We start from the raw sequence: 25,040 nt of genomic DNA, 5'->3' as shown, positions 1-25,040 counted from the left end.
AGGATGTTTAGCAAATGGCGATTATTAAAATAAAAAAGATGAACATACAAAATTTGCGAAATGTAAGACAAGGCGAAATTGTACTAGGAGTAAATTTTGAGACATTTCTACAAGCAAATGTTGTAGGGCTGTATGGACAGAATGGCTCTGGAAAGACAACCATTGTGGATGCATTTGAAATATTAAAGACACTTATATCGGGTTGGCTTGCTGAAGTGAAACTACCCTCACAAGAAAAACGACTTATCTTAGCAGGTGAGCAAACAGCCTGCATAGATGTCGAATTTTTAGTTGAAAATCAATTTGGGACGTTTTATGTAAATTACTATGTGGAGCTACAGGAGGATCAGCATCGGTTATATACAACGCTGGAACGTCTTAGCTATCGAGAAAATGCTAAAGGGAAGCGTTCAAAGATATTAGTAGCTGTAACAGAGAAGGACGTCCGAATTCGTCAATCAAAACTGGCTGATTTAAGTGAGCAGGCACGTATCCAATTACTTGTTATTCAACAGTTAGCAAGAAAGCAATATATGTCATTTCTATTCCATAAAGATGTAAAGCCATTGTTACAGGAACGACTTTCGGAGCAAGAAATGCAACTACTTCAAAATATTGCGGTTGATTTTAATAGAGACTTACATGTTGTTAATAATCAAAATATAGCACCATTATTTGAAGAACGGATCATGCCGTTTAGTATTCATTTAGAGAAAACGAGAGGTCTAATACCTTACGATTTAAAGGGACCAGCAATATTACGAGAGGATGCATTCTATGCATTATGTGAAGTAATTGAGCAAAGTAACCGTGTGTTAACGGCTATTATTCCAGGTCTAACTATTAAAATTAATGTGATTACAAAGCAAATGATGGATAATGGTGAGCCGGGAATTCGTTTTGAATTTTTATCACAGCGTGGAGAGAGGGAATTACCGCTGCGAACAGAGTCTGAGGGGATTTTAAAGATCATTTCTGTTCTTAGTGTATTGATAGCTGTCTACAATAATCCGAATGCCTGTGTGGTTATTGATGAATTAGATTCGGGAGTATTTGAATATTTGTTGGGTGAGTTGTTAACAGTGATAGATGAGGATGGAAAAGGACAACTTATTTTTACATCCCATAATCTACGTGTGTTAGAGGTGCTAGCTATTAAAAACTTATGGTTTACAACGACAAATGAAAATCACCGCTATATGCAGCTAAAAGGCATTAAAGAAGTAAATAATGCTAGAGATGTCTACTTACGTGCTATTCAACTTGGTGGACAGGATGAAGATGTCTATAAGGAAACCAAAACATTTAAAATTAAACGTGCTTTTCGTAAAGCGGGTGTTCAGTATGACTAAAAAGGTACTCTTAATCATTGTGGAAGGACAAACGGAGCAAATTATTTTAGAGGATTATTTAGATGCTCACTTTGCGAATTCAACCATACGTTTTGATGTACAACGTGAAGATATTTTGACAAAATGGGATGCCCATAAACGTATCCCGAATATTAAAAATAGTGTGGTACGAGTAATCCAAAGCTATCTTGAAAAATATAAATTTTTAGCAAATGATTTAACTGCTGTCGTTCATATTACAGATACGGATGGTTGCTTTATTGCACCGGAATGTGTCAAGGTAGATGAGAAAATTGAGCAAAATTTATTTTATACTGAGGATGCTATTTTAGTGAAGTCAGCTAAGCGTAAAGAACAAATTGAACAACGTAATGATATGAAAGCGAAGAATGCTAAAATTTTAATTGCCAACGACCATTTTAGCATTAATCGTATGAAAGTACCTTATCAATTGTTTTATTTCTCTACGAATTTAGAGCATGTTTTATGGGATGAGCGCAATGAAATCCCAACAGAAAAAATACAAAAAGCAGATGCGTTTATGGACAATCTATCTGGCACAATTGAAGAATATTTGAGAGCCTATCTCCCGGTTAGTTCAGAGCTACCTTATAGGGAAAAAATAAAGAAAAGTTGGTCGTTTTTAATGGAAGGTTGCCATTCATTGCAACGAGGTACGAATGTACCACTATTATTTGAAATGATTAAAACGGATGTACAATAAAAACAGGTGACTTGTTTTGTCACCTGTTTTTATTTGGCTTACATTAGCGCATTTGTTCATAGCTACGAATATGAGTTAAAATGGCAGGATCTTTAATTTTAGTATCTTCACTTAGTAATAACAGTTTTGACATGATTTCGGCTGTGCGTGGATCATCATCCACCATTGGTAAGAAAATTCGTCCACGATGCTGTGATGGAACAGCAATAATCGGAATCATCGAACCACCTACTTGATGCACCACACCGCTTCCTAAATGTAAGGAGTAGCTTGCTAGCTTACCTTCAATGAGGGCATGCTGTTTTTTCACTTCCACATTGTTTAGCTTCAATAATTTAGCTAATTCTTCTACAATAATACTGCGCATATCAACAGTAGAATGACTTGCCTCAGGATCTACACCACCAATATGAGCAACGCTGACAACAAGGTCAATATCTCGCATAACCTCAGAGAATATCGTAGCAGGAATAACATCTAACACGATATTTTTGCCGGTTAGACGATCATAGAAGTAAACCCCTTCGATTGCAGGTGCTTCAATTTCTGCTGGGGTAAACCAATCTGCCTGTGCATACAAGGATGCCACAATATTTTCCTTGTAATACACTTTACGAGGACCTGTTTCATAACTCATTTGCCAGCCTCGTGTTTTCAGCAAAGCTATTGTTTGTGATGGATTTACCTGATGTCCTGCATAGCGCAATGATTGTTTTTGTGCTTTTTCATCTGCATTGATGAGATATAACTCACGGAACACTTGCTTAAATGGTTGTTGTATTTTGTGCTCAAACATATAGGCTTGCCACTGTCTCCATTGACCACTTTCTAAAAGGTGATAAGGGTGGGCAATCTTGATGGCGGACGTTGGTGCCAGTGCCACAATGTCAGCAGATAAAAGCTGTAAGCCATCTGGTGTAAGCATGCCAACATGTTCATCACTGATAAAGATGAGCTTTTGTAAAAGGGGAGCTAGAATCGGATGAGCTAATAAATGGATAAGCTCATCAGCTGAAAATACGGTTTCTAATTCCATAGCCTGCTCCAGTGCTGGACGCGCCCGTTTATATTGTTCTTGTAAATCTTTTCGAGCTTCCTGCAAGGTTACAATAGCGGCATGTTTTTTTAATGCAGCAGGAATATTCTTTAGACGTTTACCATCCTTTTCAACAACAATGGCTACAGACGCATCTTCTTCAATTTGCAAATGAGCTGTAATTTGCTCGATTTGTTGTGCTTTAAATAAATACTTGATGTCGTTAAAGGCTGATAATTCCATACGCCATGTAAAGCGTGTGGCTTCTCCATCACCAGCATTGCGTGCTAAGTTTTCTAGTGCAATACTGGCTGCGCGTGCTTCACTAGCCCGGCGTTGCGCACCAAATTGCTTACTTTCCTTTAAAAATTGTTGAATAAATTGATAGCGTGTTAGGGCATCTTTATCATCAGATTTATTTAAAGGAATCAGGCCAAGTGCGCGTAATTTATCTTTATTACGCTTGTCTTGAATTTCTTGCATAAATGGTTTGGGACTGAGCTTACCGATAGCCGTATCTGCATAAAGCTGTGCCCGACGATGGTTGGCTCCTTCAGAAGCATATTTTGCTGCATCATAGACGAGTTTGAATTTTTTTGCACCAAGTGTTTCGTAGGCACTTTGGAACCAAGCTAAATCGAATGCACCATCACGAAAATCCTCAGCAGTTATGCTAGAGAAGAGGGCAATCTGATCTTTGGCAAAGTCTGATAAAGAATCAGTTGTATGGGCGATAAAATACCAGGCTGATTCCTTTAATCCATCCCAGTCAATGACCTCACTGACAAGGTCTATCCAATGCTGGTTGTACATCATGGCTTCGATTAAACGTTCTTTTGAAATATCTGTTTGTTCCCACGCCTCTTTTAATTGCTGTGCCGTTTCTTCTTTTTTAGGGTAGCAGCTAGTTAGCAATCGAGAGAATACATCCTTTTTCGTTTCGGCTTGCCAAATATAACCTCGTGCAAGCTTTTCTCCATCAAGTGCCTGTAGAATTTGTAAGAAATAATGAATACCCTCAAAATAAGAAATATTACTAGCAAGCTTGGTTACAGTGGTAGGTGTATCACCACGCTTTAGCTCTATGGCTAAAATACGATCAATCGCTTGTTCACGAATAGCAAAAAAATCTGTTAAGTCTTCAAATGACTGCTGATAGCGTTCTAGTAATTTATTAGGCTCGTTAAATATTTCTGAAGCAAGTGTATCAGTAAAGATGGCTTCAAATAAATGATCCTGTGTCAATAACCCAGCCTTCATAGCATCTAAATATTGGAACAGTGATAAATTGTATACATTAGCACTATAGCCTTCGTTTTTCATACGCTTTGTAAGCTCTTCATTGATCGCGAGCATTTTGACATATTCACCATAGGTTGAGTAACCAGACCAGCATCGCTCTACAAATGTCTCAATAACATCCAAATCAATAATAGTAGATGTAGAACGATAGTAATAATAACTTTGTTCTCTAACATCAAGCTGCCACTGATCTGCAGGGATTTGTTTGAATAGCTGTAGCATTATGCCGATAGCCTGTTCAAAGCTATTAAATTCAGGAGCATGCTTTTCTAGTAATGAGAGAGCTTCTTTATGCAACATTGTCTCTCCTGAAATTTTATCGCTATCTTGCGATAGCACAGAGAAAATTTGTTGGATCGTATAGTTATATTTCAAGGAATCAAATTGAACAACTCGTGCTTTAATTTCTTCGTATTGGAAGAAAGGTTTAATAAGTGTATGGGCTGCATCGGAAAGATCATGGGCAGCAGGGTATTCTGATAGATTATTGTAGAAATTAAAATAGACTAAGTCCTCACGGCTAAATAGAGATGACTTGATCCATTGAACAATTTCCTCAGGAATAGGATAAGCATCTAGACTAGCATCTCGCCGACTGTCCGTTTTATCTGTCAGGACACTATATTGTTGTCCTAACGTTGTAGTAATAGGCGTATCATTCCATTGGTACGTCTCATACTCAAGTTCAGCATGTTCATCAAGTACTTGGATAAGTTGCTCAAGCTTCGACAGCAATTTTTCAATATCATATTGAAAAAATTGTTCAAATGGTGTCGGTGTCTGTACATAGAAAGGAACAAGCTGCTGCCAAGGTTCTTCACCATTCATTTGAATGGCCCCATCGGCAATACGATCATATTGAATAGGGGAATGCGGCGTATATAAGCCAAAGCCATTGCGCTCGTTATACTGTGGTACATCCCTTGCTACTAATTGTTCTAACAGAACTTGTTCATTTTTTGTTACTTTTGGTAATAAGGAACATAAAGTGGTAATTTGCTCACTCGTTAAATTGTCGTCCTTAGAAGCTTCTAACAGTAATTCAAGTCCTCCAAGCCTTTTTAACTGCTTACTATCTTTTATCAGTCGTTCAGCACTTTGCAATAACGGGTCCTGTGGTTGAGCTTTTAACAAGGAGATAGCCTCTTTACGAAGTGCCCCTGATTTATTAGCTAAAAGATCTTCAATTTTTACGATTTCTTCTTCGGTTGGTGTCAGAGCATGTATTTTTTTCAATGCAAGAGAACGATTGATGGAGCTGCGATCTCGTAAAGAATTAAATAAAAATTCACGTTGACCTTGTGTTTTAGGATCAAGACAATAAATATTAAGTAAGCCGATTCTACTTGATGGTGAGTAGGAATCTGCCTGTGCAATAATTCGTTGGAATAATACCTCATCTTGTACATGATGGGCCAAAATAATTTGGGTTGAAATTAAATCTTCTAATGATAAATGGACATGGACAAAGGATAAAGGTTTACCTGTAATATTCAGCCCTTCTTTTGTAACTTCATTCTTAGCCCATTCCAGTTGTTCGAATAATAGATATTCAATGCCTTGCAACTGTGCATTTTCTTGCATGAATTTTTGAAGGTTTTGATCCCATTCATGATCTCTTGCATACTCGCTATTAATATAGTGGTTAGCATAGAGGAAATTGCCCCATGCAAAGGCAAATAACTCGATATCTTTCGTCGTTAAAATTAAATCCTTCACAAATGGCGCTGTAAAGGAGGTCTTAGATAAATTTTTTAAAAAGGCAAGCGTTGTAAGCTGGATATGTTTGTTACGCTTTAAGAGCGTTGTCACGACAGCATCTAGCCTTGTATAGTCTCTTGTAGCAGTTGCCCATAATGCGACATAAATATCAATTGTACGTTCACTCTTTAGTAGCTGTTCAACAAAGTTATCTTCTTCGATGGCTTGGACAGCTAAAGCTAAAACTTCCTCCGTCACTTTTTGATTTTCAAAGCTATTATAGCCAAGCCCCATCCAAGTATCGACTGCTCGAATCACAGAGGAGAAGCGTGTTAGTTGATGTTCTTGAATAAGTTTCATCATTTTTAGCTGTGCATCAAGATTGCCATGGTCAATATTTTCAACGATTGCTTGTCGTAGCCCTTCTTGACGGGCAGCTGCTACTAATAATTTGCCAAGAGCCTCATGCATACGGTGGTTATTGGACTTAAAAATACCCCGAATGAACGGATGACCGAAAAAGCTACTGTGATGCTCATCAAATAAAATACTTTCCACTACCTCTTCAATAGAAGGATTTTCTAAAGAGAGTTCGTCAGCAAGCAACTGTTCAAAGACGTTAAAGCCCATTACTTTTATATTTTCATTCTTCAAAACGTAAGAGCTGTAATTGGGATAGGTACCATGTTCGTATTGATGATGATTCGCTAGTAACTCCTCCAAAGTAATTTCCTCAAAGGTCAGCATTTCTTCTATTAATTGTAAACACTGGAAAAGATGATCCTGCACGGGTTGAGATGAACGAAATGATCGACGTAAAACATCGGTTTGGAACATTGTAGCATCAAAACGTAATGCTAGTTTCTTAATCTTTAGTGCACGTTCTTGTGAAGAAAATAGCGTAAGCACGTCAAATAGTGGACCACTAAATAGCTCTTCAAGTGTTGAATTTTGTTGAGCAGCAATCAGCTGTTCTATTTCATAATCTCTGTTGTCCATATATTTTAGTAATGCTGCAGCTAATGGCTGTATAGCTATAGGTGCGGAATCGACTATACCTTGAAAATATGTTTTTTGTTCATGTGAAAGTGTCATGAAATATCCCTCCTTACCAAATGCGTCCTGCAAGCATAGTTAATTTAATGAATGTAAAAACATCGTCTTCCTGTATGGTTAAAGGTGTAGTAAGAGAATCTAGCGACTCCTCATTGTGAAGGACCAAGAACAGCTCATCTTGAAATGCTTGAAGCATATTGGACATGGCTTGGTCAACTGACTGTAAAGAATCATTTTTCTTCTCTCCAAAATGTACTTTCCCATACTGGGTTGCGTCATCTAATTGCTGATCCGTTAAGTAAAGATGAAGTGGTGTATCGACCATTTTTTCATTAAATTGTTGTACCTGCTGTGTCACAAGTTGAACAAGTAAATCTTGTAAAGTTGTAACAGGCTCATCAATAGAAAATGGAATTTTTTGAAGCTTACGAGATTTCTTGCCGATTACTTTTTGCTGGTAAAATAAACGCAATCTAACACCTCCTTACAATAATTTCATTATACAAGAGTGGTGATAGTGAAAAGAATAAGGCATATGATACTAGTTGCGTTAAATATTTCGGGAAAAGTGCGACAAAAACTAGCGTACAGAGACTTATGTATAAGGTAGAAAGAGGGGGAATTTATACAGAAGGATATGTCATATATAGAACGTTTGTACGATAAATATTTTAGGGTTGTGTATCATTTTGCGTTTTCTTATACAAATAGTAGAGAAGAAGCAGAAGATAGGACACTAGATATATTGAAAACATTAAAATGAAGGGAAAGTAAAAACATGGATATTATCGAGTACATGGCATACAGCAGTAGAATACATAGCAAACAAAAAATCAGGTGAATGGGGGTTCCGAAGCCTTAGGAAATTATTATTCATACACTAATAAAAAAACTATTTTAAAAAGGATGACAAAATTCATCCACTATTCGAAGTAATAGATTTTTGTGGTGTTGTAGCAAGACATCTTTTCTTATCGGGTTTCATAAGATTTATAGGTATGATTTTATCAAGCGAGAAGGAGGCAAAATCATTCAAATACATGTTGTACGGGCTGGCGAGTCTTTATGGGGTATTGCGCAGGCGTATGGGACTACGGTTCAGAGTATTGTAGAGGCCAATCAAATTCCCGATCCCAATCGTTTAGTTGTGGGGCAAGCTCTTGTGATCCCAATTGTCGGAAGTTTTTATTATGTACAGCCAGGCGATAGCTTATGGTCAATCGGGCAACGCTTTGGTATTAATTATGTAACGCTTGCTCAAGTAAATGGTATTAATCCCAATCAACCATTAGCTATTGGAACGAGATTATATATTCCACAACCGCCAAAAACCAGGGCAGAAACATTGGCGTATTTAGAGCCCAGAGGAACATCTGTTAGCGAGGCCCTCTTGAATCAGGCTAGGGAAGCGGGTCCCTATTTAACATATTTAGCTTTATTCAGTTATGAGGCAAGAAGGGATGGAACCCTACAGAGACCACCGAGTCAAGGTGTGACACAAATTGCGGATGATACGGGAGCATCTCTGGCTATGGTTATTTCCAATCTGGAGAATTTTAGTTTTAGTGGCGAGTTAGCGAGAGATATTTTTCAAAGTACGGCTGTTCAAGATTTATTATTTGATAATATTCTTGCAGAAGCAAAGCGACTTGGGGAAGTGAAAGATATCCACTTTGACTTTGAAAATTTGCCAGCAGATCAACGACAAGCTTATAACAATTTTTTAAGAAGAGCTGTCGAAAAATTCCATGCTCAAGGATATACAGTGTCTACCGCACTAGCTCCAAAAACAAGTGATAGTGAACGAGGTCCATGGACAGCAGCACATGATTATAGGGCGCATGGAGAAATAGTCGACTTTGTTTTACTCATGACCTATGAATGGGGATATTCTGCAGGACCGCCAATGGCCGTTTCGCCTCTCCCTGAGGTAGAAGCTGTTGTAAAATATGCGATTAGTGAAATACCTGCAAGTAAAATTATGCTTGGACAAAATTTATATGGCTATGACTGGACGTTACCTTTTGTACAGGGTGGACCGTACGCGGAAGCACTTAGCCCACAAAGAGCCATTGAAATTGCCAAACGTTATAATGCAGCAATTCAGTTTGATTGGCGAGCCCAAGCACCATTCTTTGAATACTATGATGAGCAAGGTAGGGCACATATGGTGTGGTTTGAAGATGCTAGATCTATTCAAGCAAAATTCAATCTTATTAAACAATATAATCTCCGTGGTATTGGTTATTGGAAGTTGGGGCTACCATTCCCTCAAAATTGGGTATTAATTGGAGCCAATTTTGATGTGGTGAAGAAATAACATGAGGAAGGAAAATAGGGTTTACCCAATGTATTTTCTTCTAAGTGGAAATTATCTGTAAAAAACATTTCTAAATATCGGAAAATACATTATAATTATGGTAAATAGTATTTTAGGAGGGATATTTTGGGTAAATTTAAAAAGTTAGGTATTATTTTGACGTCAACAGCATTTTCTGTTGGTATTTTAGCACCAATTTCGCATGTATCTGCAAATGTAAAGGAATCATCGGAGCGTATCGAAATTCAGGTAGCTTCAACTGAAACAAAAGTTACAAAAAACATGCTGATAAAAAAATTACGTTCACTATTCCCAGAAGAGTTCAAATTTGTAGCGGATAATGACTTTAATTCTGGACCAGGTCATTTTTATAGAGATGATACAACGGTTCGATATGAACTAAACTTCTATAAGACAATTAATGGTAAAGATGCACATGGTAGTTTTGTATTTAAGGGCGATGATTTAGAACTAGAAAGTTTTTATTATCAGCCTGCAAATATAGCAGAAGCAATCTATCCAGCAAAGTATTCAGAGAATGAGGCGCAAAAAATTGCACAAAAATTCCTGGGTAAATTTGTTGATTCGGATAATTACAAACTTCGTGATGATTATAACGAATATGGTTTTAATATTACTAGACCGTTATCAGAACCAATTACTTACTCCTTTGTCTATTCACCAATTTATAATGGGGTTCTTATTGGAGATCAAAGTATTACTATTCATGTTCTGGCAAATGGTGAAATTACGGGGATGTCTAGTAATGCAGAATCTATTAGTAAAGCTTCCTTTGATCGTTTAGATCAAAAAAAGAATGAGGAAGATATGCTGGCACAAGTTCGTGATAATTTAGCTGTCGAGCTTCGTTATTATATTGATTACGACTACAGATCTAATCAACGTAATGTGAAGCTTGTGTATACGCCTGCCACAGGGTTCAATGGTGTACATGCTCTAAATGGGCAATGGCAGACAGCAAATGGTTTTACTGAGCAATTGCCGAAGACAAAGAGTGTTGAGAAAATTTCAGCACAGCCATTACCACCAAGAAAGAACGGTATGACGGCAGCTGAGGCTGAAGAGTTCGCGAAAAATTTCTTAAAGGTTGATGAGAGTAAAGCGAAGCTCAATATAGAATTAGTAGATGAAAGAGAAAATGACAATGGTGAGACGATATACTCTGTAAACTATACGTATATGTATGGCAATGGTGGATCTGGTAGCTCTTTAGAAATCAATAAGGCGACAGGTGAACTAGTTCAGTATCATGACCTATCGAGAGATTTTTTAGTAGATAACAAAGTAAATGCTATTTCGAAGGACGCTGCATTGAAGAAGGCAACTGATTACTTGAAGGAATGGGCACCTTCATATCTACATGAGTATTCAATGCCAATCGAGGATGCTGTATTTGATCAATATAGTAAGGAATATTACTTCACCTTCCCACGCATTATGAATGGAATTGCAGTTGTAGGAGATGGCTTATATGTAGGTATTGGCTCTGATGGATCTTTACGCTCACTAAGTGTATATAAGCAAAAGATAGATAGCTGGCCATCTATCAATAAGGTTATTTCAGCTGACAAAGCAAAAGAAGCCTATAGCAAGGCACTTACATTGCAACTACAATATGTAAAACAAGATATGGAGAGTAAACAACATTATGATTTAGTGTATGCTCCTACGTACAATGGTAGTTTATTTAACCAGATTGATGCTATTTCTGGTGAATGGTTAAATAATGTAGATGACTCTAAAGAGAAGCCTGTTATTTCTCACCCAACGGCTGCCAAAGAGTTAAATTATTTATTAAATCAAAATGTGTTAGAGGTAAAAGATCTAGCAAACTTTAATGCGGATGCTGCTGTGACAAAAGGAGAAGCATTGAAAATTTTATTACATTCCTTAACATATGGTTACTATGGTAATGGAGATGGTGAAAAGCAATCCTTTAACAATATTGATAAAAAGCATCCACTCTATGGAGTAGTAGAACAAGCTGTTAAAATGGGGATCATACAGCCTGCAAATCAATTTGCATTGGATGCGACTCTGACTCGTCAAGAGTTCGCAGAGTGGTCAATCAAACTATTACAATTAGATAATGTTGCTAAATATAAAGATATTTATAAATTAAACTTTGCTGATGCAACTTCAATTGATCCAGCGTATACAGGCTATATTGCTTTAGCACATGGTATGGGTCTAATTGATGCACAGCAAAACAACTTTAATGCTACGAAGAGTGTGTCATATGCTGACTTGGCTATCTCAACAGTCCGTTTAGCAAAGGCTATTCAAGAAAATAAAGTTGATCGCAACTTCTATTATTAATTAGCGTGTCATTAAAAGGACATTTCCTCATCAAAGGAGATGTCTTTTTTGGGTTAGTTTATAGCTGGATGGGGAAATAATATGGAAAGAAGGGAGTGTATAATTTGAAATTGAAATTTTTATTAACGATTTCTTTCATGACTGTTATTCTTTATGGCTGTAATAAGGATGAGGTAAAGGACGTACCTACTAACGCACCAGCAAATCAAAATGGTACACAGCAGACTGGTGATACGCCAACAGACCAAATGACCTTTAATTTTTTAGAGTTTTCATTAGATGTTGATTATTCTGCAACAGAGTCATATGAGGTAGAATATGAAGACAAAAAATCAGGTATAGAAGCGAAGTTACAGGATGACCGTAAGAATGAAAGACTGCAAGGGGATGAAGCTTATACAAAATTAGAGCCATTATTTAAGCAGTTAAATTTCGATTCGACAACACCTAATGATGAGGTAATCGATCAAGTAATTAAAGTATTTAATATTGAAGCCAACTACCAATCCATTGAAGTCGATGTTGAATTTGTTGACGGAAATGAAAAGGAATTTACACGAATTAAATAAGAGAAATACGCCAGCTAACAGATTCAATACGTTAGCTGGCTTTTCCATTCATTAACGTACCCAATGTCGATGCTTAGCAAGGAAACGAATAAAAGAATTCAGATTGTTTGCCACACCATTTTTATTGGCAAGATGCTGTAAAAACGAAACATTTTCCGTATAGCCTATTGTTTTACAGTGCTGATAGGCCTGTTCAATGAATTGTAGTGCTTTAGATTGCTGATCAGAATGCTGGAAAGCTCCAGTCACATAAACCCCATCATAAAGAACGGAGGAGGTAGTAGCTAATGTTTCTTGAATTTCAAAGCCATTTAGGATGCCTTGCTTAGTACTCACAAGTTCAACCACTATATTTTTACTTAACAATGTAGCCATTAGTTCGTTTAAGTTTTCACTACTATTGTCTGTTACAATCAGAGCTACTTTAAAAGATTTAACACTTTCGACTGCATTGATCATTTGGCTAACAGCAGGTGAGGTTTGTTGAGTATGTGGTACTTCTACTTGGATTGGTGGTACTATACCAATTTGATCAGCAATAGCTGATGCAAGTGTGTAGCTGACATGAGCAAACATATCTACAACTTGTTTTCGAATGTCTTTATTTTTTACTTTTCCAAGTTCGAAGCTAAAGGCATTAATAATATGCTTTTTCTCCACATCGGTCATACTGAGCCAGAATAATCTTGCTTGTGAAAAATGGTCTTTAAAGCTATCGCTACGTGCACGTACTTTGTGTCCTTCCAATTTTTCTTCATAATGTTTATATCCTCCGTCGCTTTCAGAGACAGGAGAGGGTGAGTTATTGGCTAAGGAGTTTTTATGGTAGCTAACTTGCCCGACATTAATGGTTTGTCGGCCATAGCCATCTCGTTGGTTATTATGGAAGGGACAGATTGGTTTATTAATAGGGATTTCATGGAAGTTCGGTCCTCCAAGTCTTATTAACTGAGTATCTGTATAGGAGAACAAGCGACCTTGTAGTAAAGGATCATTTGAAAAATCAATACCAGGTACAACATGTCCAACATGAAATGCAGCTTGTTCCGTTTCAGCAAAAAAGTTATCAACGTTTTTGTTCAGTGTCATTTTCCCAAGGATACGTACTGGAACTTCTTCCTCTGGCCATATTTTTGTTGCATCGAGAATATCGAAGCTAAAATTAAATTCATCCTCAACGGGAATAAGTTGGACACCAAGCTCCCACTCTGGGAAATCGCCTCGTTCGATGGATTCCCATAAATCTCTACGGTGAAAATCAGGGTCTTTTCCAGCGATGATTTGCGCCTCATCCCATACTAATGATTTAACCCCAAGTATAGGTTTCCAATGAAATTTAACAAAGTGTGCTTTTCCTTCAGCGTTGACAAGGCGATAGGTATTAACACCAAAGCCCTCCATCATTCGATAGCTTCGTGGGATGGATCTATCGGACATATGCCACATGACCATATGGGCAGATTCCTGATTATTTGCAATGAAATCCCAAAACGTATCATGGGCACTTTGAGCTTGAGGAATTTCGTTATTCGGTTCAGGCTTTACAGCGTGTACAAAATCGGGGAATTTAATGGCATCTTGAATAAAGAAAACAGGTATATTATTACCAACTAAATCATAATTACCTTCCTGTGTATAAAATTTTGTAGCAAAGCCGCGTACATCACGGACAGTATCAGCAGATCCTTTTGAGCCTGCAACGGTAGAGAAACGAACAAAGACAGGTGTTTTAGTTCCTTGTCCATTTAAAAATTGAGCCTTTGTAATGTCACTCGCGCATTTATAGGTTTCAAAGATTCCATGAGCTGCAGACCCGCGTGCGTGTACCACTCGTTCAGGAATTCGTTCATGATCAAAATGAGTCATTTTTTCACGAAAATGAAAATCCTCCAATAAAGTGGGTCCTCGTTCACCGGCTTTTAGTGAATGTTCATCTTCCGATATTTTTAATCCTTGGTTGGTTGTTAGAGGTTGATCTTTATCACTTACTCGGAATGCTTTTAGCTGTTGTTGTTTTTGATTGACGTCTTTTTTCATGTAAAATCCTCCTTTATAAGTTACAACTACATTCTACCCGTAGAAGAAGATGGCAAACGTGAGAAACAAAATGATTGCTGATTAAAAATGAATATGTTATTATTATCTCGAATTAAAGATAAATGAATTCGAAGTAAAAGAGGGAGTCGTATGAAGGAAGACAATCGTAACTTAAAAGCATTTACGGTCTTGTTCCGAGCATATCAAACGATTCAGGAGGCCACTAAAAGAGATTTACTTCAATATGATTTAAATCAAACCGAATTTTCGGTTCTTGAATTTTTGTACCATCATGGAGAGCAGCCTATTCAAGCGATTGGTAAAAAAATATTAATTGCAAGCAGTAGTATTACTTATGTAATTGATAAGCTCGAGCAAAAAGGCTATGTATATCGAAAGGCATGTCCGAAAGATCGACGTGTTACGTATGTGTTATTAACTTATGAGGGACAGGCTTTAATGGAAAGGATTTTCCCTAGGCATGAACAAAAAATAAACGAGATTTTTGAAGTATTGGAATCGCAGGAGCTGGACACAATGATTTTGTCTCTTAAAAAAGTAGGTAAAAACGCTACTAATTATTAAAAAATTTTACACATATATCTCGAAGTCGAGATAAATGGGAGGAATATTGTATGAATCATTTAAAAGGTGTACACCATGTAACGGCTATTACAAGTAGTGCTGAAGAGAATTATAAATTTTTTACATTCGTTTTAGGTATGCGTTTAGTAAAGAAAACAGTGAATCAAGATGATATTCAAACATACCATTTATTCTTTGCAGATGATAAAGGTAGTGCAGGGACAGATATGACATTCTTTGATTTCCCAAACATTCCAAAAGGGGTACATGGAACAAATGAAATATCAAAAACTTCTTTCCGTGTACCGACGGATGCAGCTTTAGATTATTGGGTAAAGCGCTTTGATCGATTGACTGTAAAACATACAGGTATTAAAGAACAGTTTGGTAAAAAAACATTGTCCTTTGTTGATTTTGACGATCAGCACTATCAGCTTATTTCTGATGAGCATAATACAGGAGTTGCTTCAGGCACGCCGTGGCAAGATGGTCCCATCCCAGTAGAATTTGCAATTACAGGTTTAGGGCCAGTATTTGTTCGTGTAGCTAATGTGAAATATTTTAAAGATATGCTAGAAAAAGTGATGCTTTTTAAAGAAATTGCAGAAGAAGGGAATTTCCATCTATTTGAAGTAGGTGAGGGTGGAAATGGCGCTCAAATTATTGTAGAGCATAACACTGTGTTACCTGTTGCTCGACAAGGCTTTGGTACGGTTCACCATGCAGCCTTTCGTGTAGAGAATCGTGCAGTATTAGATGAATGGACTGCACGTTTTGAAAGCTTTGGCTTCCATACATCTGGCTATGTAAATCGTCATTTCTTTGAATCATTGTATGCACGGGTAGCACCTCAAATTTTATTTGAATTGGCTACAGATGGTCCTGGGTTTATGGGTGATGAGCCATATGAAACGCTAGGTGAGAAACTGTCATTACCACCGTTTTTAGAACCAAAGCGTGAGCAGATTGAAGGCCTCGTTCGTCCAATAGATACTGTAAGAAGCTCCATTACGTTCGATAAAGAATATGAGTAATATTATTTCATTCAGTAGGGTTACTACTGGATGAATACATAATTATATTGGGGGTTTAATAAGTGGAATTTTCCAAGCTGATTGATAAGCGTCGCTCTGCTAATAATTTTATCAAGGGCGTTAAGATGACTGAGGAAGATATTCGTCCTATTTTGGAGGATGTTAAGCTCGCCCCATCAGCATTTAACTTACAGCATGCAAGCTATATCGTTGTGCTGGATGAGGATATGAAGGAAAAGGTGCGAGAGGCGGCATTTGGTCAATATAAAGTGCATTCAGCTTCAGGGGTAATCCTTGTCTTAGGTGATAAAGATGCTTATAAAGATACTGCTGAACTAAGTCAAGGTATGGTTGATTTGGGTATAATAACAGCTAGTGAACTAGTAGAAATTGTTGCAGAGAATACTAAATTTTATGAAGAACGTGGTGAGACATTTATGAAGGATGAAGCTATTCGAAATGCGTCTTTGTCTGCCATGCTATTTATGCTTGCTGCAAAAAATCGCGGCTGGGACACTTGTCCTATGATTGGTTTTGATCATCAGAAATTGCGAGAACTATTTCATGTGCCAGAAACCAAAGAGATAGCACTGATGATTACAATTGGGAAAGAAAAAGAAGACAGTCGTCGCTTACGAGGCTATCGCAAGCCAGTTGAAGAATTTGCCACTTATTATTAATGTGGTATAAAATAGAATTGCTATACAAATACTATGAATAATGTACATTTAGGAGGAAACATCATGAAAGTGGTAGCTATCGTTGGTAGTATCCGTAAAGAATCTTATAATATGCAATTAGCTCAATTTATTCAAAAACGTTATACAGAAAAGTTAGATCTTGAAGTTTTAAGCTTAAAGGATCTACCAATGTATAATCAAGATATCGAAAATGAAGCACCGCAAGAGGTTCTTGATTTTAAAGCAAAAGTAAAGGCGGCAGATGCTGTACTATGGGTGACACCAGAATATAATGGTACAGTACCAGGCGTTATGGTCAATGCCATTGATTGGCTATCTCGTGTAGATAAAGTAATGATTGGTAAACCATCTATCATTATGGGTGCATCTATGGGGAACTTAGGTACTGTAAAAGCGCAATTACATTTACGCGATATTTTATTCTCTCCTGGCATTAACTCACCATTACTAAGCGGCAATGATGTTTACATTGGTGCTGTTCACACTAAATTCGATACAGAAGGCGATTTAACTGATGAAGGTACAGTAAAATTCCTTGATGTAGTCATCGATAACTTTTTAAACTGGGCAAAAAAATACATTTAATTAAAATCTGACCCATAAGTATACTTTACTTATGGGTCATCTTATTAGAAAAATAAGAATGGCAGTTGAGCAAAGCAAAGTTGATTTCCTTTGTGAACGATCACTTTGTTCTTTGCATAGAGCTAAGCTTTCAAGGATCATCCGATAAACTGTTTCACCCACATTGTTCTCTCCAAAACTACTTCTGTGACGCTAATCCCCAAAGAGTCGCTTGTTTTTCTTCAATCAATCCATTACTCATCAACTAATTTTATAGCAAGTCAGGTTAACGAAGATAGCTTAAGCAATATTATGTACTAAATTAATTAACTGTTGCTGACGTACATGGGTTGTGACAATCATTTTATAAAGTTGTGCCGAATTCAAGACCCTGCACAAGAAGAAGCATTAGCATCAAGAAATTTCCCTTAGTGGAGGTCCATTTCGTTATAGACATTTTTTTAATGTTGTTTCTGCATGAAATCTTCATACTTTCACGCTATACTTTTAAGAAATTCTAAAATGGTGGTTACAGATGAGAAAATTATCACTAAAGCTGGGCATCATCTTTTTTATTACATTATTTTGTATCGAAACATTTATGATGTTTTTTTTACATGTCTCCTTAACCAATTCTAGAGTTGAGGAAGAGCTAGCAAGTTTGCAAGCAAGGGGAAATTCACATCGTACGGTATTAGAACAGAACTTCAACGAGGAAACGCTAGCACATGTGGTACTTATGGAATCTAATGAAAGTACGGATGTAGTAGTGACTGATTATGAGGGAACAATACTGGTTTCTTCGCAGCCTGATTTAGAAATTAGTGATATGATCCATAAGATTGAGGGAAAAATACCGTATGAGGGAAGGATCTTACAAGATGATTGGCAAGAGGTTCAAGCGATTGCCACTATTAGTCCTATTCAAAATCAGCAAAGAACGATTGGCTATGTCTTTATGTTTCAAAATACAGACTCCATTCATGCGTTAATGAAACGCTTAAATAAACATTTTCTCATCGTTGGTATAGTATCTGGTCTTGTCACTATAGCAGTCATTATCGTTCTATCTCGAAAGCTTGCTAAACCATTAATTCAAATGAAAGAGGCCACATTGAAAATGAGCAAAGGTGATTTTACAGTCGCCCTTTCTACCAATGGAAAGGATGAGCTTGGGGATTTATCGAATGCTATACAGCTGTTGTCTAACGATCTGAATCATTTAAGGCATGAGCGTAAGGAATTTTTATCGAGCATTGCACATGAGCTTCGCACACCGCTAACCTTTATTAAAGGCTATACCGACATTCTTTCGAAACGGGATTTAACAGAGCAGGATCGCCAAAAGTATTTAGCCATTATAATGGAAGAAACAAATAGACTTTCTCGATTAATTAAAGATTTATTTGATTTAGCTAAAATGGATGAAAACTCGTTTGTGATTGAACAACAAAACGTACATTTAAATTCATTTTTTACAAACATTGAAAAAAAGCTAAGCCCTGCTTTTCAAGAGAAAGGTATACATTTTATTGTACGTTATGAAGAGGGCTTGACAGTATGGGCAGATGAAGCAAGGCTAGAGCAAATCCTAATAAATCTATTAAATAACGCATTAATCTATTGTGCGTCAGGAGATACGACTTCAGTCACCGCAAAGAAACACAATGATGTTTTAAGCATTATCGTTCAAGATACAGGGAAGGGGATTCCAAAGAAGGATTTACCCTATATTTTTGAACGATTTTATCGAGTGGAAAAATCTCGTAGTCGTGCTTTAGGTGGTTCTGGACTCGGGCTTGCTATTGTCAAGGAACTTGTACAGGCGCATGGGGGCGAAGTGAAGGTTAGCAGTGAAATAAATAAAGGAACTACTTTTGAATTATCTTTTAAAGGGGTAGAAACAGATGAAAACCATTTTATGCATTGATGATGAGCCAAGAATGTTAGATTTATTAACCCTTTATTTAGAGCCGAATTTTTATTGTAGAGCTATGTCTTCCGTTCAAGAGGCTTTCGATTTTTTAGAAGATGGGCATGCAGATTTAATTCTTTTGGATGTTATGATGCCAGAGATGGATGGGTGGCAGGCGTGCCAAGAAATTAGGAAGTTTTGGGATGTGCCCATCATTATGCTTACTGCAAAAGGAGAGCATGCGGATATTGTCAAAGGCTTAAACCTCGGTGCTGATGACTACATATTAAAACCCTTCGATGAGGAAGAGTTATTAGCACGTATATATGCGGTATTAAGAAGATCGAAAATAGAGGAAAAGGTTATTAGCTTTGAGGGTCTTCGCTTAGATAAGGAATCCTTTGAATTATATTTTCAACATGAGGCAATTCCTCTAACACCAAAGGAATTTTCCATGCTTGTTTTATTTTTAGATCATCAAAATAAAGTATTTTCTAGAGAACATCTAATCACCACAGTCTGGGGATATAATGTGACAATTGAAGATCGTACCATTGATTCTCATGTGCGTAATTTACGAGAAAAATTAAGAAAAAGTGGGTTCCCTGCGGATGATTACTTGCAAACAGTATGGGGTATCGGCTATAAATGGCATAAGTCAATTGATAGAAAACCGTTACAACACAAAAGCTAGAAAACAACCTCTGCCAGAAATGCTGGAGAGGTTGTTCATATTATTTTGAGGTTAATTCTTCTTCTGTCACCCATTTATGATTTTTAACAGCTTCACCATTTGTGGTCGAAGTGTAATCAACCATATAAACAGTCGTTTGGATAGCCTCCTCAATACGGACAGTCGCATTTTCCATACCTTCCATATGCGCTGCGTCCGTTTTTACTTCTGTGCCAGGGGCTAGTGGTGCTTCTTCTGGATCAATCAATTCTTCATGAATCACCCACTTATGATTTTCTACACGCTTTCCACCGGAAGTTGGCTCATAGGAAATAACATAGGCAGTTGTGTTATAGGCACCTATTATTGTTGCTTCGGCACCTCTCATACCGTCCATATGTCCATCCGTAATAATCACGTTACTTCCAACAGAAAACTTCGGATTATCCGCGTTCTTTAATGTGGATGGTACTTCACCTGAGCTTGAGTGGTTCATCGTAGAATGATCCATTTCTTCAGCAGTGTTATTGGAAGTAGATACAGGCTTCGTTTGCTCCTCCGCACAAGCTGTTAAACTAATGAAGGCCGTTACTGCTAGAAGTCCAGTAGACCATTTTCTTTTAAATATCATGTAATATCCTCCTCACTATTTTCCCTTACTGTAGCAAACAAATGTGCAGAAATGATGGATGTCAATTGCTTTTTGACATGAATGAAGAGAGCGAAATGTCATTGATGTATGTGATAGGAAAAATGGCTAAGATGTGGTGAAGTTTCCTCCCATGCCAAAACTATTAAGTAATAGATAGCCAATTTATAACGAGCAAATAGCTATTGTGCTCAAAACTGCGAAGATACAGCTTATATATTGTTCTTCCTTAGAAATAAAATTCCATGTAGACTAACAATCTATAAAAATGTATGATAGAATCGTCACAATTTTATAAATTCAAATACTATTGGTGTGCCATTTTATAATGTCACTTAAAAGGGAAGTCGGTGTAAGTCCGGCGCTGTCCCGCAACTGTAACGAGGAGTCCTATAATATTATTTGCCACTGTGGAAGAATGGGAAGGCAATTATAGGGTGTTGAATCGAAGCCAGGAGACCTGCCAGTTAGTAATACCTGTAATGCCCACGAGGATGCAAGCAATTACGGACAATAGCTGGATTTTTTCTGACTTTGTTTATTCTAGGGTGTTTCTATGCGTAGTTGCGTATGGAATACCTTTTTTTATTGCTTCATTCATCACTATTCAGTAGGAGTTTAAAACGGATGAATAAAAAGTTTATATTTTTTTCCTTAATCCTTTTCTTCGTATTAATTGTTTCTATGACCTTTGCTGTCATGGTCGGCTCTGTATCAGTTACGCCATTGTATGTATGGAAAGTTATTCTTTCTAAAATCCCCTTTATACAAAATGCCATAGAGCAAGATTGGAGTCGCTCACAGGAAATCATCATCTGGCAAATAAGAGCACCTCGTGTTTTGCTAGCTGCTATTGTTGGAGCGGGGTTAGCCATTGCGGGGGCAGCGATTCAGGCGCTTGTACGAAATTCCATTGCTGACCCATATATTCTAGGAATTTCTTCAGGGGCAGCTGTCGGAGCTACTTCTGTAATTATTTTAGGAGCCTTTTCATTTTTAGGTATTTACGCGCTTTCAATATCAGCCTTTTTAGGATCATTACTTGCCATTGCACTGGTGTTTTTCTTATCACGTGTTGGGGGACGGGTTTCTATTTTTCGTCTGTTATTGGCAGGTATGGCTGTTTCCTTTATTTTAACGGCCATTTCTAATTTTATTTTAATGATGTCAAAGCAAGAGGGGGCTTTAAAAGCTGTTATGTTTTGGATGCTAGGTAGTCTAGCAGGAGCTAAATGGAATAATATTATCATTCCAGCTTCCATATTTTTCGTCGTATTTGGGCTTCTCTGGCTACACTATCGAAATTTAAATTTACTTTTACTTGGGGAAGAAGCGGCAGTGACGTTAGGGGTTAATCTTCAGCAATTTCGGATTCAGCTTATATTACTTGTCTCCCTGTTAACAGGTGTACTGGTGGCAGTCAGTGGCTCTATTGGTTTTGTAGGTCTAATTATCCCTCATATAGTACGTTTAATTGTGGGATCTAACTATAAATATGTGATACCGATTAGTGCTTTAATAGGGGGGATTTTCTTAGTGTGGGCTGATGCCTTTGCTCGAATTATCATTGCTCCTCAGGAAATGCCAATTGGTATTATTACAGCCTTTTGTGGAGGTCCATTTTTCATTTGGCTACTCCGTCGCAATAATTATTCTTTCGGTGAAGGAGATTAACTTATATGACATTAGAAGCAAAGCAAGTATCATTCTCCATTAACGATCAACGTATACTACATGAAGTAAGTATTCAAATAAAGAAAAAGCAGTTTGTTGGGTTAATTGGCCCTAATGGTAGTGGCAAATCAACATTGCTAAAAAATATGTATCGTCTTCTAAAACCTGAAAGCGGGACGGTATTATTAAATGAGCATGATATTTTAAAGCAATCTAGTAAAGCAATTGCGAAGAATTTAGCTGTTGTTAGTCAAGATACACCTGTTTTATTTGATTTCACTGTACATGATTTAGTTAGCATGGGGAGAACGCCACATAAAAAACTGTTAGAGCTAGATCAAGAGCAAGATTTTCAAATTGTTAAAGATGCTTTGAAGCAAACAGGTATAGCTCATTTAGAAAAACGAAGCTTTAGCTCCCTTTCAGGTGGAGAGAAAAAACGTGTAATGGTTGCACGAGCACTAGCACAGCAAGCACAAGTGCTTATATTAGATGAGCCAACGAATCATTTAGATATCCAACATCAACTTCAGCTTATGGACTTAATTCAAACCTTACATTTAACAGTAGTTGCGGCTTTACATGACTTGAATATTGCGGCAATGTACTGTGATCAAATTTACGTGTTGCAGCAAGGTCGAATCGTGTGTCATGGGACACCGGAGGAAGTGCTAACACCAGCATTGTTACAAGAAGTATTTGGTGTTTTTGCTGATATTCAAACACATTCCTTGACTGGTAAACCATACCTCACGTATGTTCCTGATCAATTCGCAAAGAAGGTCAGTCAAGTTTAAAAAAGTAAGGACAATTATTTTACATAATATATTCATGTATGAAAGTAGCATTTACGAAAATACATGGCATTGGAAACAGTCATATCAGGAAGAGTTTTTATGTTTCTTAGTTAGAAAAATAGTCAATGTTTATACAGGAGACGGATTTTTCATTAGCTAGAGTAAGGACCGCAGTGTATCTGTTTAATTATAAAAATGTAACAGGTTCAAAGATATACTCAATGGTTAAATGACAAAGGACATTCCTCGATATTAGAAGGATGTCCTTTGATTGTAGTTTAATTAAGATAAGGCCTTTAACCCTGCTACACCGATGATAATAGCGATGATACTGATAATTCGTGGTAGATTTTTGGATTCACCAAAGAAAATGATATTGACAAGCACTGCACCGACAGTACCAATACCTACCCAGACAACATAGGCAATGCTTAGCTGTAAATAATTGAAGGATGCATATAAAAGGGCAAATGATAATCCAAAGCCACCGATATATAATAATAAATTTCGTATCGTTTTATTTTGACTATAAAAGCGTAATCCAATAACACCTATAATTTCGGCTATTGCTGCTAATAAAATATATACCCAACCCATTATGCATTCACTCCTTTCTTTTCATCGTGATCTGTTGGTGCGTTATCTGCTAATTTTAATCCAATAACGCCCGATATTAAAATAAACATGAAAATACCTTTAATCGCATTAAACTCTCCATCGAAAATAAAAATGTCCATTAACGTAGTGCCAATTGCACCTGCACCAGCGAAAATAGCGTATACGGTACCAGTAGGTAGGTTTTCACAAGCTTTTGATAAGAAGTGAAAATCGATAGCAATTATAGACACAATAATAATCCAATGCCACCAGGAACTTGCTACATTAAAACCAAATATCCAAAATAATTCAAATAAACTTGTTAGACCGACATATAACCATTCTTTTTGCATAATTAAAATCCTTTCATTAATAGAATAAATGACTGACGTTCAGTCATTTTATAGGTAAAAGAGAACGTCACTTACGCGTGACGTAGGCCAAGTGCATGATATAAAAAGTCTAGAAGTTCAAGCTTAAGCAGTGTCATCGTTTCATCCTTGCTGTCATCAAACAAATAAACTTGTTCTGCGGCAGATTCAATTAGACCAATAATAAGCTTTGCTGACCGTGATGGATTAATTGAATCTCGAATGATGCCTTGTTGTTGAGCCGTTAATAAGAAATTACTCATCCAATCATAGTATGGTGCATAAATGCTTTCCCATTCTTTTAAATGTTCTGTTTGTGCAATTCCAGCATAAATGAGTGCAACGATATCACCATATTCCTTTGTGATCGAGAAAATGATTTCAACAACCTCTTCAAGTTGCTGATCAAAAGGCTTATGATCTGAAACACCTTCATCTACGGTAGTAATAATTCTTTCTACCATATTTTTTGCAATAGCTGGCATGACAGAAAGGCGTGATGGGAAGTAGAGATAAAATGTTCCTTGAGCAATCCCAGCAGCTTTGACGATATCTGAAACCTTCGTCTTTTCAATTCCTTTTTCGCGAAAAACTTCAATTGCAGCTTGAATAATTTTTTCTTCCTTTGACATGCAATCCCTCACTTTTGCCTTACTTGTTTAGTATGTTACAGGATGAGAAAAACAATGTCAATAAAAAAATGACTGAATATCAGTCATTTTCATTCAACAAACGTTTGGAAATTAGCTAAATCACAAAGCTTTAAGCAATTAAGTTGAGGTGGAATGAAGTATACTTTTTTTATTTCAGGGAACTTTATGAGTGAAAGGATTGATGATAATGGAAGACATTAAATTTGCTCAATTAGATCCACAGCAACTTGCGAAAATTAACGAGCTTGAAAAAAAGATTGGTGTGACATTAGTTGCCTATGATTCATCGTCAGGGTCATCACATAGTTCAGGTGCTTATGAGACAAATAATAGCACTACCACCAATCATCCATCATAATAAAGTGAGAAATACCTTGCTGTGATGTAAGG

General features: G+C 37.0%; 21 protein-coding genes and 1 riboswitch. Of the genes, 14 read left to right on the top strand and 7 right to left on the bottom strand.

Features of this window, described 5'->3' with window-relative positions:
- Positions 1 to 14 precede the first annotated feature (14 nt).
- The gene (locus MHI04_RS19825) at positions 15 to 1,352 is read left to right on the top strand and encodes an AAA family ATPase (RefSeq protein ID WP_101967020.1); all 1,338 of its coding nucleotides are present in this window, start codon (positions 15 to 17) and stop codon (positions 1,350 to 1,352) included.
- On the top strand, positions 1,345 to 2,076 hold the full coding sequence (locus tag MHI04_RS19820; RefSeq protein WP_036118980.1) for a hypothetical protein: 732 nt from the start codon (positions 1,345 to 1,347) through the stop codon (positions 2,074 to 2,076). The genes MHI04_RS19825 and MHI04_RS19820 overlap by 8 nt, the downstream gene beginning before the upstream one ends.
- 43 nt (positions 2,077 to 2,119) lie before the next feature.
- Here MHI04_RS19820 and MHI04_RS19815 read toward each other — a convergent pair whose 3' ends face one another.
- Together MHI04_RS19815 and MHI04_RS19810 are read right to left on the bottom strand one after the other, a co-directional pair.
- Complete coding sequence (locus MHI04_RS19815) at positions 2,120 to 7,210, bottom strand: DUF4132 domain-containing protein (RefSeq protein WP_342535118.1); 5,091 nt, start codon at positions 7,208 to 7,210, stop codon at positions 2,120 to 2,122.
- Positions 7,211 to 7,223: 13 nt separating this feature from the next.
- Positions 7,224 to 7,643 carry a hypothetical protein gene (locus MHI04_RS19810; RefSeq protein WP_058843580.1) on the bottom strand — a complete coding sequence of 140 codons (420 nt, stop codon included), beginning with the start codon at positions 7,641 to 7,643 and terminating at the stop codon, positions 7,224 to 7,226.
- A gap of 558 nt (positions 7,644 to 8,201) precedes the next feature.
- On the opposite strand from MHI04_RS19810, the gene MHI04_RS19805 reads away from it, so the two are divergent.
- From MHI04_RS19805 to MHI04_RS19795, 3 genes are all read left to right on the top strand, one after another.
- Positions 8,202 to 9,491: a glycoside hydrolase family 18 protein gene (locus tag MHI04_RS19805; protein WP_036119005.1), complete on the top strand. Its 1,290-nt coding sequence runs from the start codon at positions 8,202 to 8,204 to the stop codon at positions 9,489 to 9,491.
- Between the two features lie 126 nt (positions 9,492 to 9,617).
- Positions 9,618 to 11,831 carry a YcdB/YcdC domain-containing protein gene (locus tag MHI04_RS19800; RefSeq protein ID WP_340809547.1) on the top strand — a complete coding sequence of 738 codons (2,214 nt, stop codon included), beginning with the start codon at positions 9,618 to 9,620 and terminating at the stop codon, positions 11,829 to 11,831.
- Between the two features lie 104 nt (positions 11,832 to 11,935).
- The gene (locus MHI04_RS19795; RefSeq protein ID WP_036118972.1) at positions 11,936 to 12,400 is read left to right on the top strand and encodes a YusW family protein; all 465 of its coding nucleotides are present in this window, start codon (positions 11,936 to 11,938) and stop codon (positions 12,398 to 12,400) included.
- A gap of 51 nt (positions 12,401 to 12,451) precedes the next feature.
- Here the strand turns inward: MHI04_RS19795 and MHI04_RS19790 are convergent, their stop codons facing one another.
- A complete protein-coding gene (locus MHI04_RS19790; RefSeq protein ID WP_058843583.1) occupies positions 12,452 to 14,437 on the bottom strand; it encodes a catalase in 1,986 nt (661 codons plus the stop codon).
- 150 nt (positions 14,438 to 14,587) lie between these two features.
- On the opposite strand from MHI04_RS19790, the gene MHI04_RS19785 reads away from it, so the two are divergent.
- The 6 genes from MHI04_RS19785 (at position 14,588) to MHI04_RS19760 (ending at position 19,930) form a co-directional block, all read left to right on the top strand.
- A complete protein-coding gene (locus MHI04_RS19785) occupies positions 14,588 to 15,022 on the top strand; it encodes a MarR family transcriptional regulator (protein ID WP_342535117.1) in 435 nt (144 codons plus the stop codon).
- A 50-nt stretch (positions 15,023 to 15,072) separates the two neighbouring features.
- Positions 15,073 to 16,056, top strand: a complete 984-nt coding sequence (locus MHI04_RS19780) for a ring-cleaving dioxygenase (RefSeq protein ID WP_340809546.1) — start codon at positions 15,073 to 15,075, stop codon at positions 16,054 to 16,056.
- Positions 16,057 to 16,118: 62 nt separating this feature from the next.
- Positions 16,119 to 16,736 (top strand): nitroreductase family protein, encoded by a 618-nt coding sequence (locus MHI04_RS19775; RefSeq protein WP_036124638.1) that lies wholly within the window; start codon positions 16,119 to 16,121, stop codon positions 16,734 to 16,736.
- Between the two features lie 63 nt (positions 16,737 to 16,799).
- On the top strand, positions 16,800 to 17,342 hold the full coding sequence (locus tag MHI04_RS19770; protein WP_036124636.1) for an NADPH-dependent FMN reductase: 543 nt from the start codon (positions 16,800 to 16,802) through the stop codon (positions 17,340 to 17,342).
- A gap of 514 nt (positions 17,343 to 17,856) precedes the next feature.
- A complete protein-coding gene (locus tag MHI04_RS19765; protein WP_342535116.1) occupies positions 17,857 to 19,251 on the top strand; it encodes an ATP-binding protein in 1,395 nt (464 codons plus the stop codon).
- Positions 19,229 to 19,930 carry a response regulator transcription factor gene (locus MHI04_RS19760; RefSeq protein ID WP_036124632.1) on the top strand — a complete coding sequence of 234 codons (702 nt, stop codon included), beginning with the start codon at positions 19,229 to 19,231 and terminating at the stop codon, positions 19,928 to 19,930. Before MHI04_RS19765 ends, MHI04_RS19760 begins: the two co-directional genes overlap by 23 nt.
- Before the next feature lie 40 nt (positions 19,931 to 19,970).
- Here MHI04_RS19760 and MHI04_RS19755 read toward each other — a convergent pair whose 3' ends face one another.
- Positions 19,971 to 20,540, bottom strand: coding sequence for a YdhK family protein (locus tag MHI04_RS19755; protein WP_036124630.1), 570 nt, complete (start codon positions 20,538 to 20,540; stop codon positions 19,971 to 19,973).
- Positions 20,541 to 20,852: 312 nt separating this feature from the next.
- Positions 20,853 to 21,041: riboswitch (cobalamin riboswitch) on the top strand.
- Between the two features lie 144 nt (positions 21,042 to 21,185).
- On the opposite strand from MHI04_RS19755, the gene MHI04_RS19750 reads away from it, so the two are divergent.
- A complete protein-coding gene (locus tag MHI04_RS19750; protein WP_036124629.1) occupies positions 21,186 to 22,232 on the top strand; it encodes an iron chelate uptake ABC transporter family permease subunit in 1,047 nt (348 codons plus the stop codon).
- Between the two features lie 5 nt (positions 22,233 to 22,237).
- Positions 22,238 to 23,029, top strand: a complete 792-nt coding sequence (locus MHI04_RS19745) for a heme ABC transporter ATP-binding protein (protein WP_036124627.1) — start codon at positions 22,238 to 22,240, stop codon at positions 23,027 to 23,029.
- Positions 23,030 to 23,311: 282 nt separating this feature from the next.
- On the opposite strand, the gene MHI04_RS19740 is transcribed toward MHI04_RS19745, so the two are convergent.
- The 3 genes from MHI04_RS19740 to MHI04_RS19730 form a co-directional block, all read right to left on the bottom strand.
- Positions 23,312 to 23,626, bottom strand: a complete 315-nt coding sequence (locus MHI04_RS19740; RefSeq protein ID WP_342535115.1) for an SMR family transporter — start codon at positions 23,624 to 23,626, stop codon at positions 23,312 to 23,314.
- Positions 23,626 to 23,979: an SMR family transporter gene (locus MHI04_RS19735; protein ID WP_036124623.1), complete on the bottom strand. Its 354-nt coding sequence runs from the start codon at positions 23,977 to 23,979 to the stop codon at positions 23,626 to 23,628. Before MHI04_RS19735 ends, MHI04_RS19740 begins: the two co-directional genes overlap by 1 nt.
- A 71-nt stretch (positions 23,980 to 24,050) precedes the next feature.
- Positions 24,051 to 24,629 carry a TetR family transcriptional regulator gene (locus MHI04_RS19730; protein ID WP_036124620.1) on the bottom strand — a complete coding sequence of 193 codons (579 nt, stop codon included), beginning with the start codon at positions 24,627 to 24,629 and terminating at the stop codon, positions 24,051 to 24,053.
- A gap of 208 nt (positions 24,630 to 24,837) precedes the next feature.
- Between MHI04_RS19730 and MHI04_RS19725 the strand changes: the two genes are divergently transcribed.
- Positions 24,838 to 25,008: a hypothetical protein gene (locus tag MHI04_RS19725; RefSeq protein WP_170829888.1), complete on the top strand. Its 171-nt coding sequence runs from the start codon at positions 24,838 to 24,840 to the stop codon at positions 25,006 to 25,008.
- The last annotated feature ends 32 nt before the right edge of the window (positions 25,009 to 25,040 follow it).

This window comes from Lysinibacillus sp. FSL K6-1151 (assembly GCF_038630755.1).
Lineage (GTDB): Bacteria > Bacillota > Bacilli > Bacillales_A > Planococcaceae > Lysinibacillus > Lysinibacillus fusiformis_D.
This window is presented reverse-complemented; position numbering and strand designations above follow the sequence as displayed.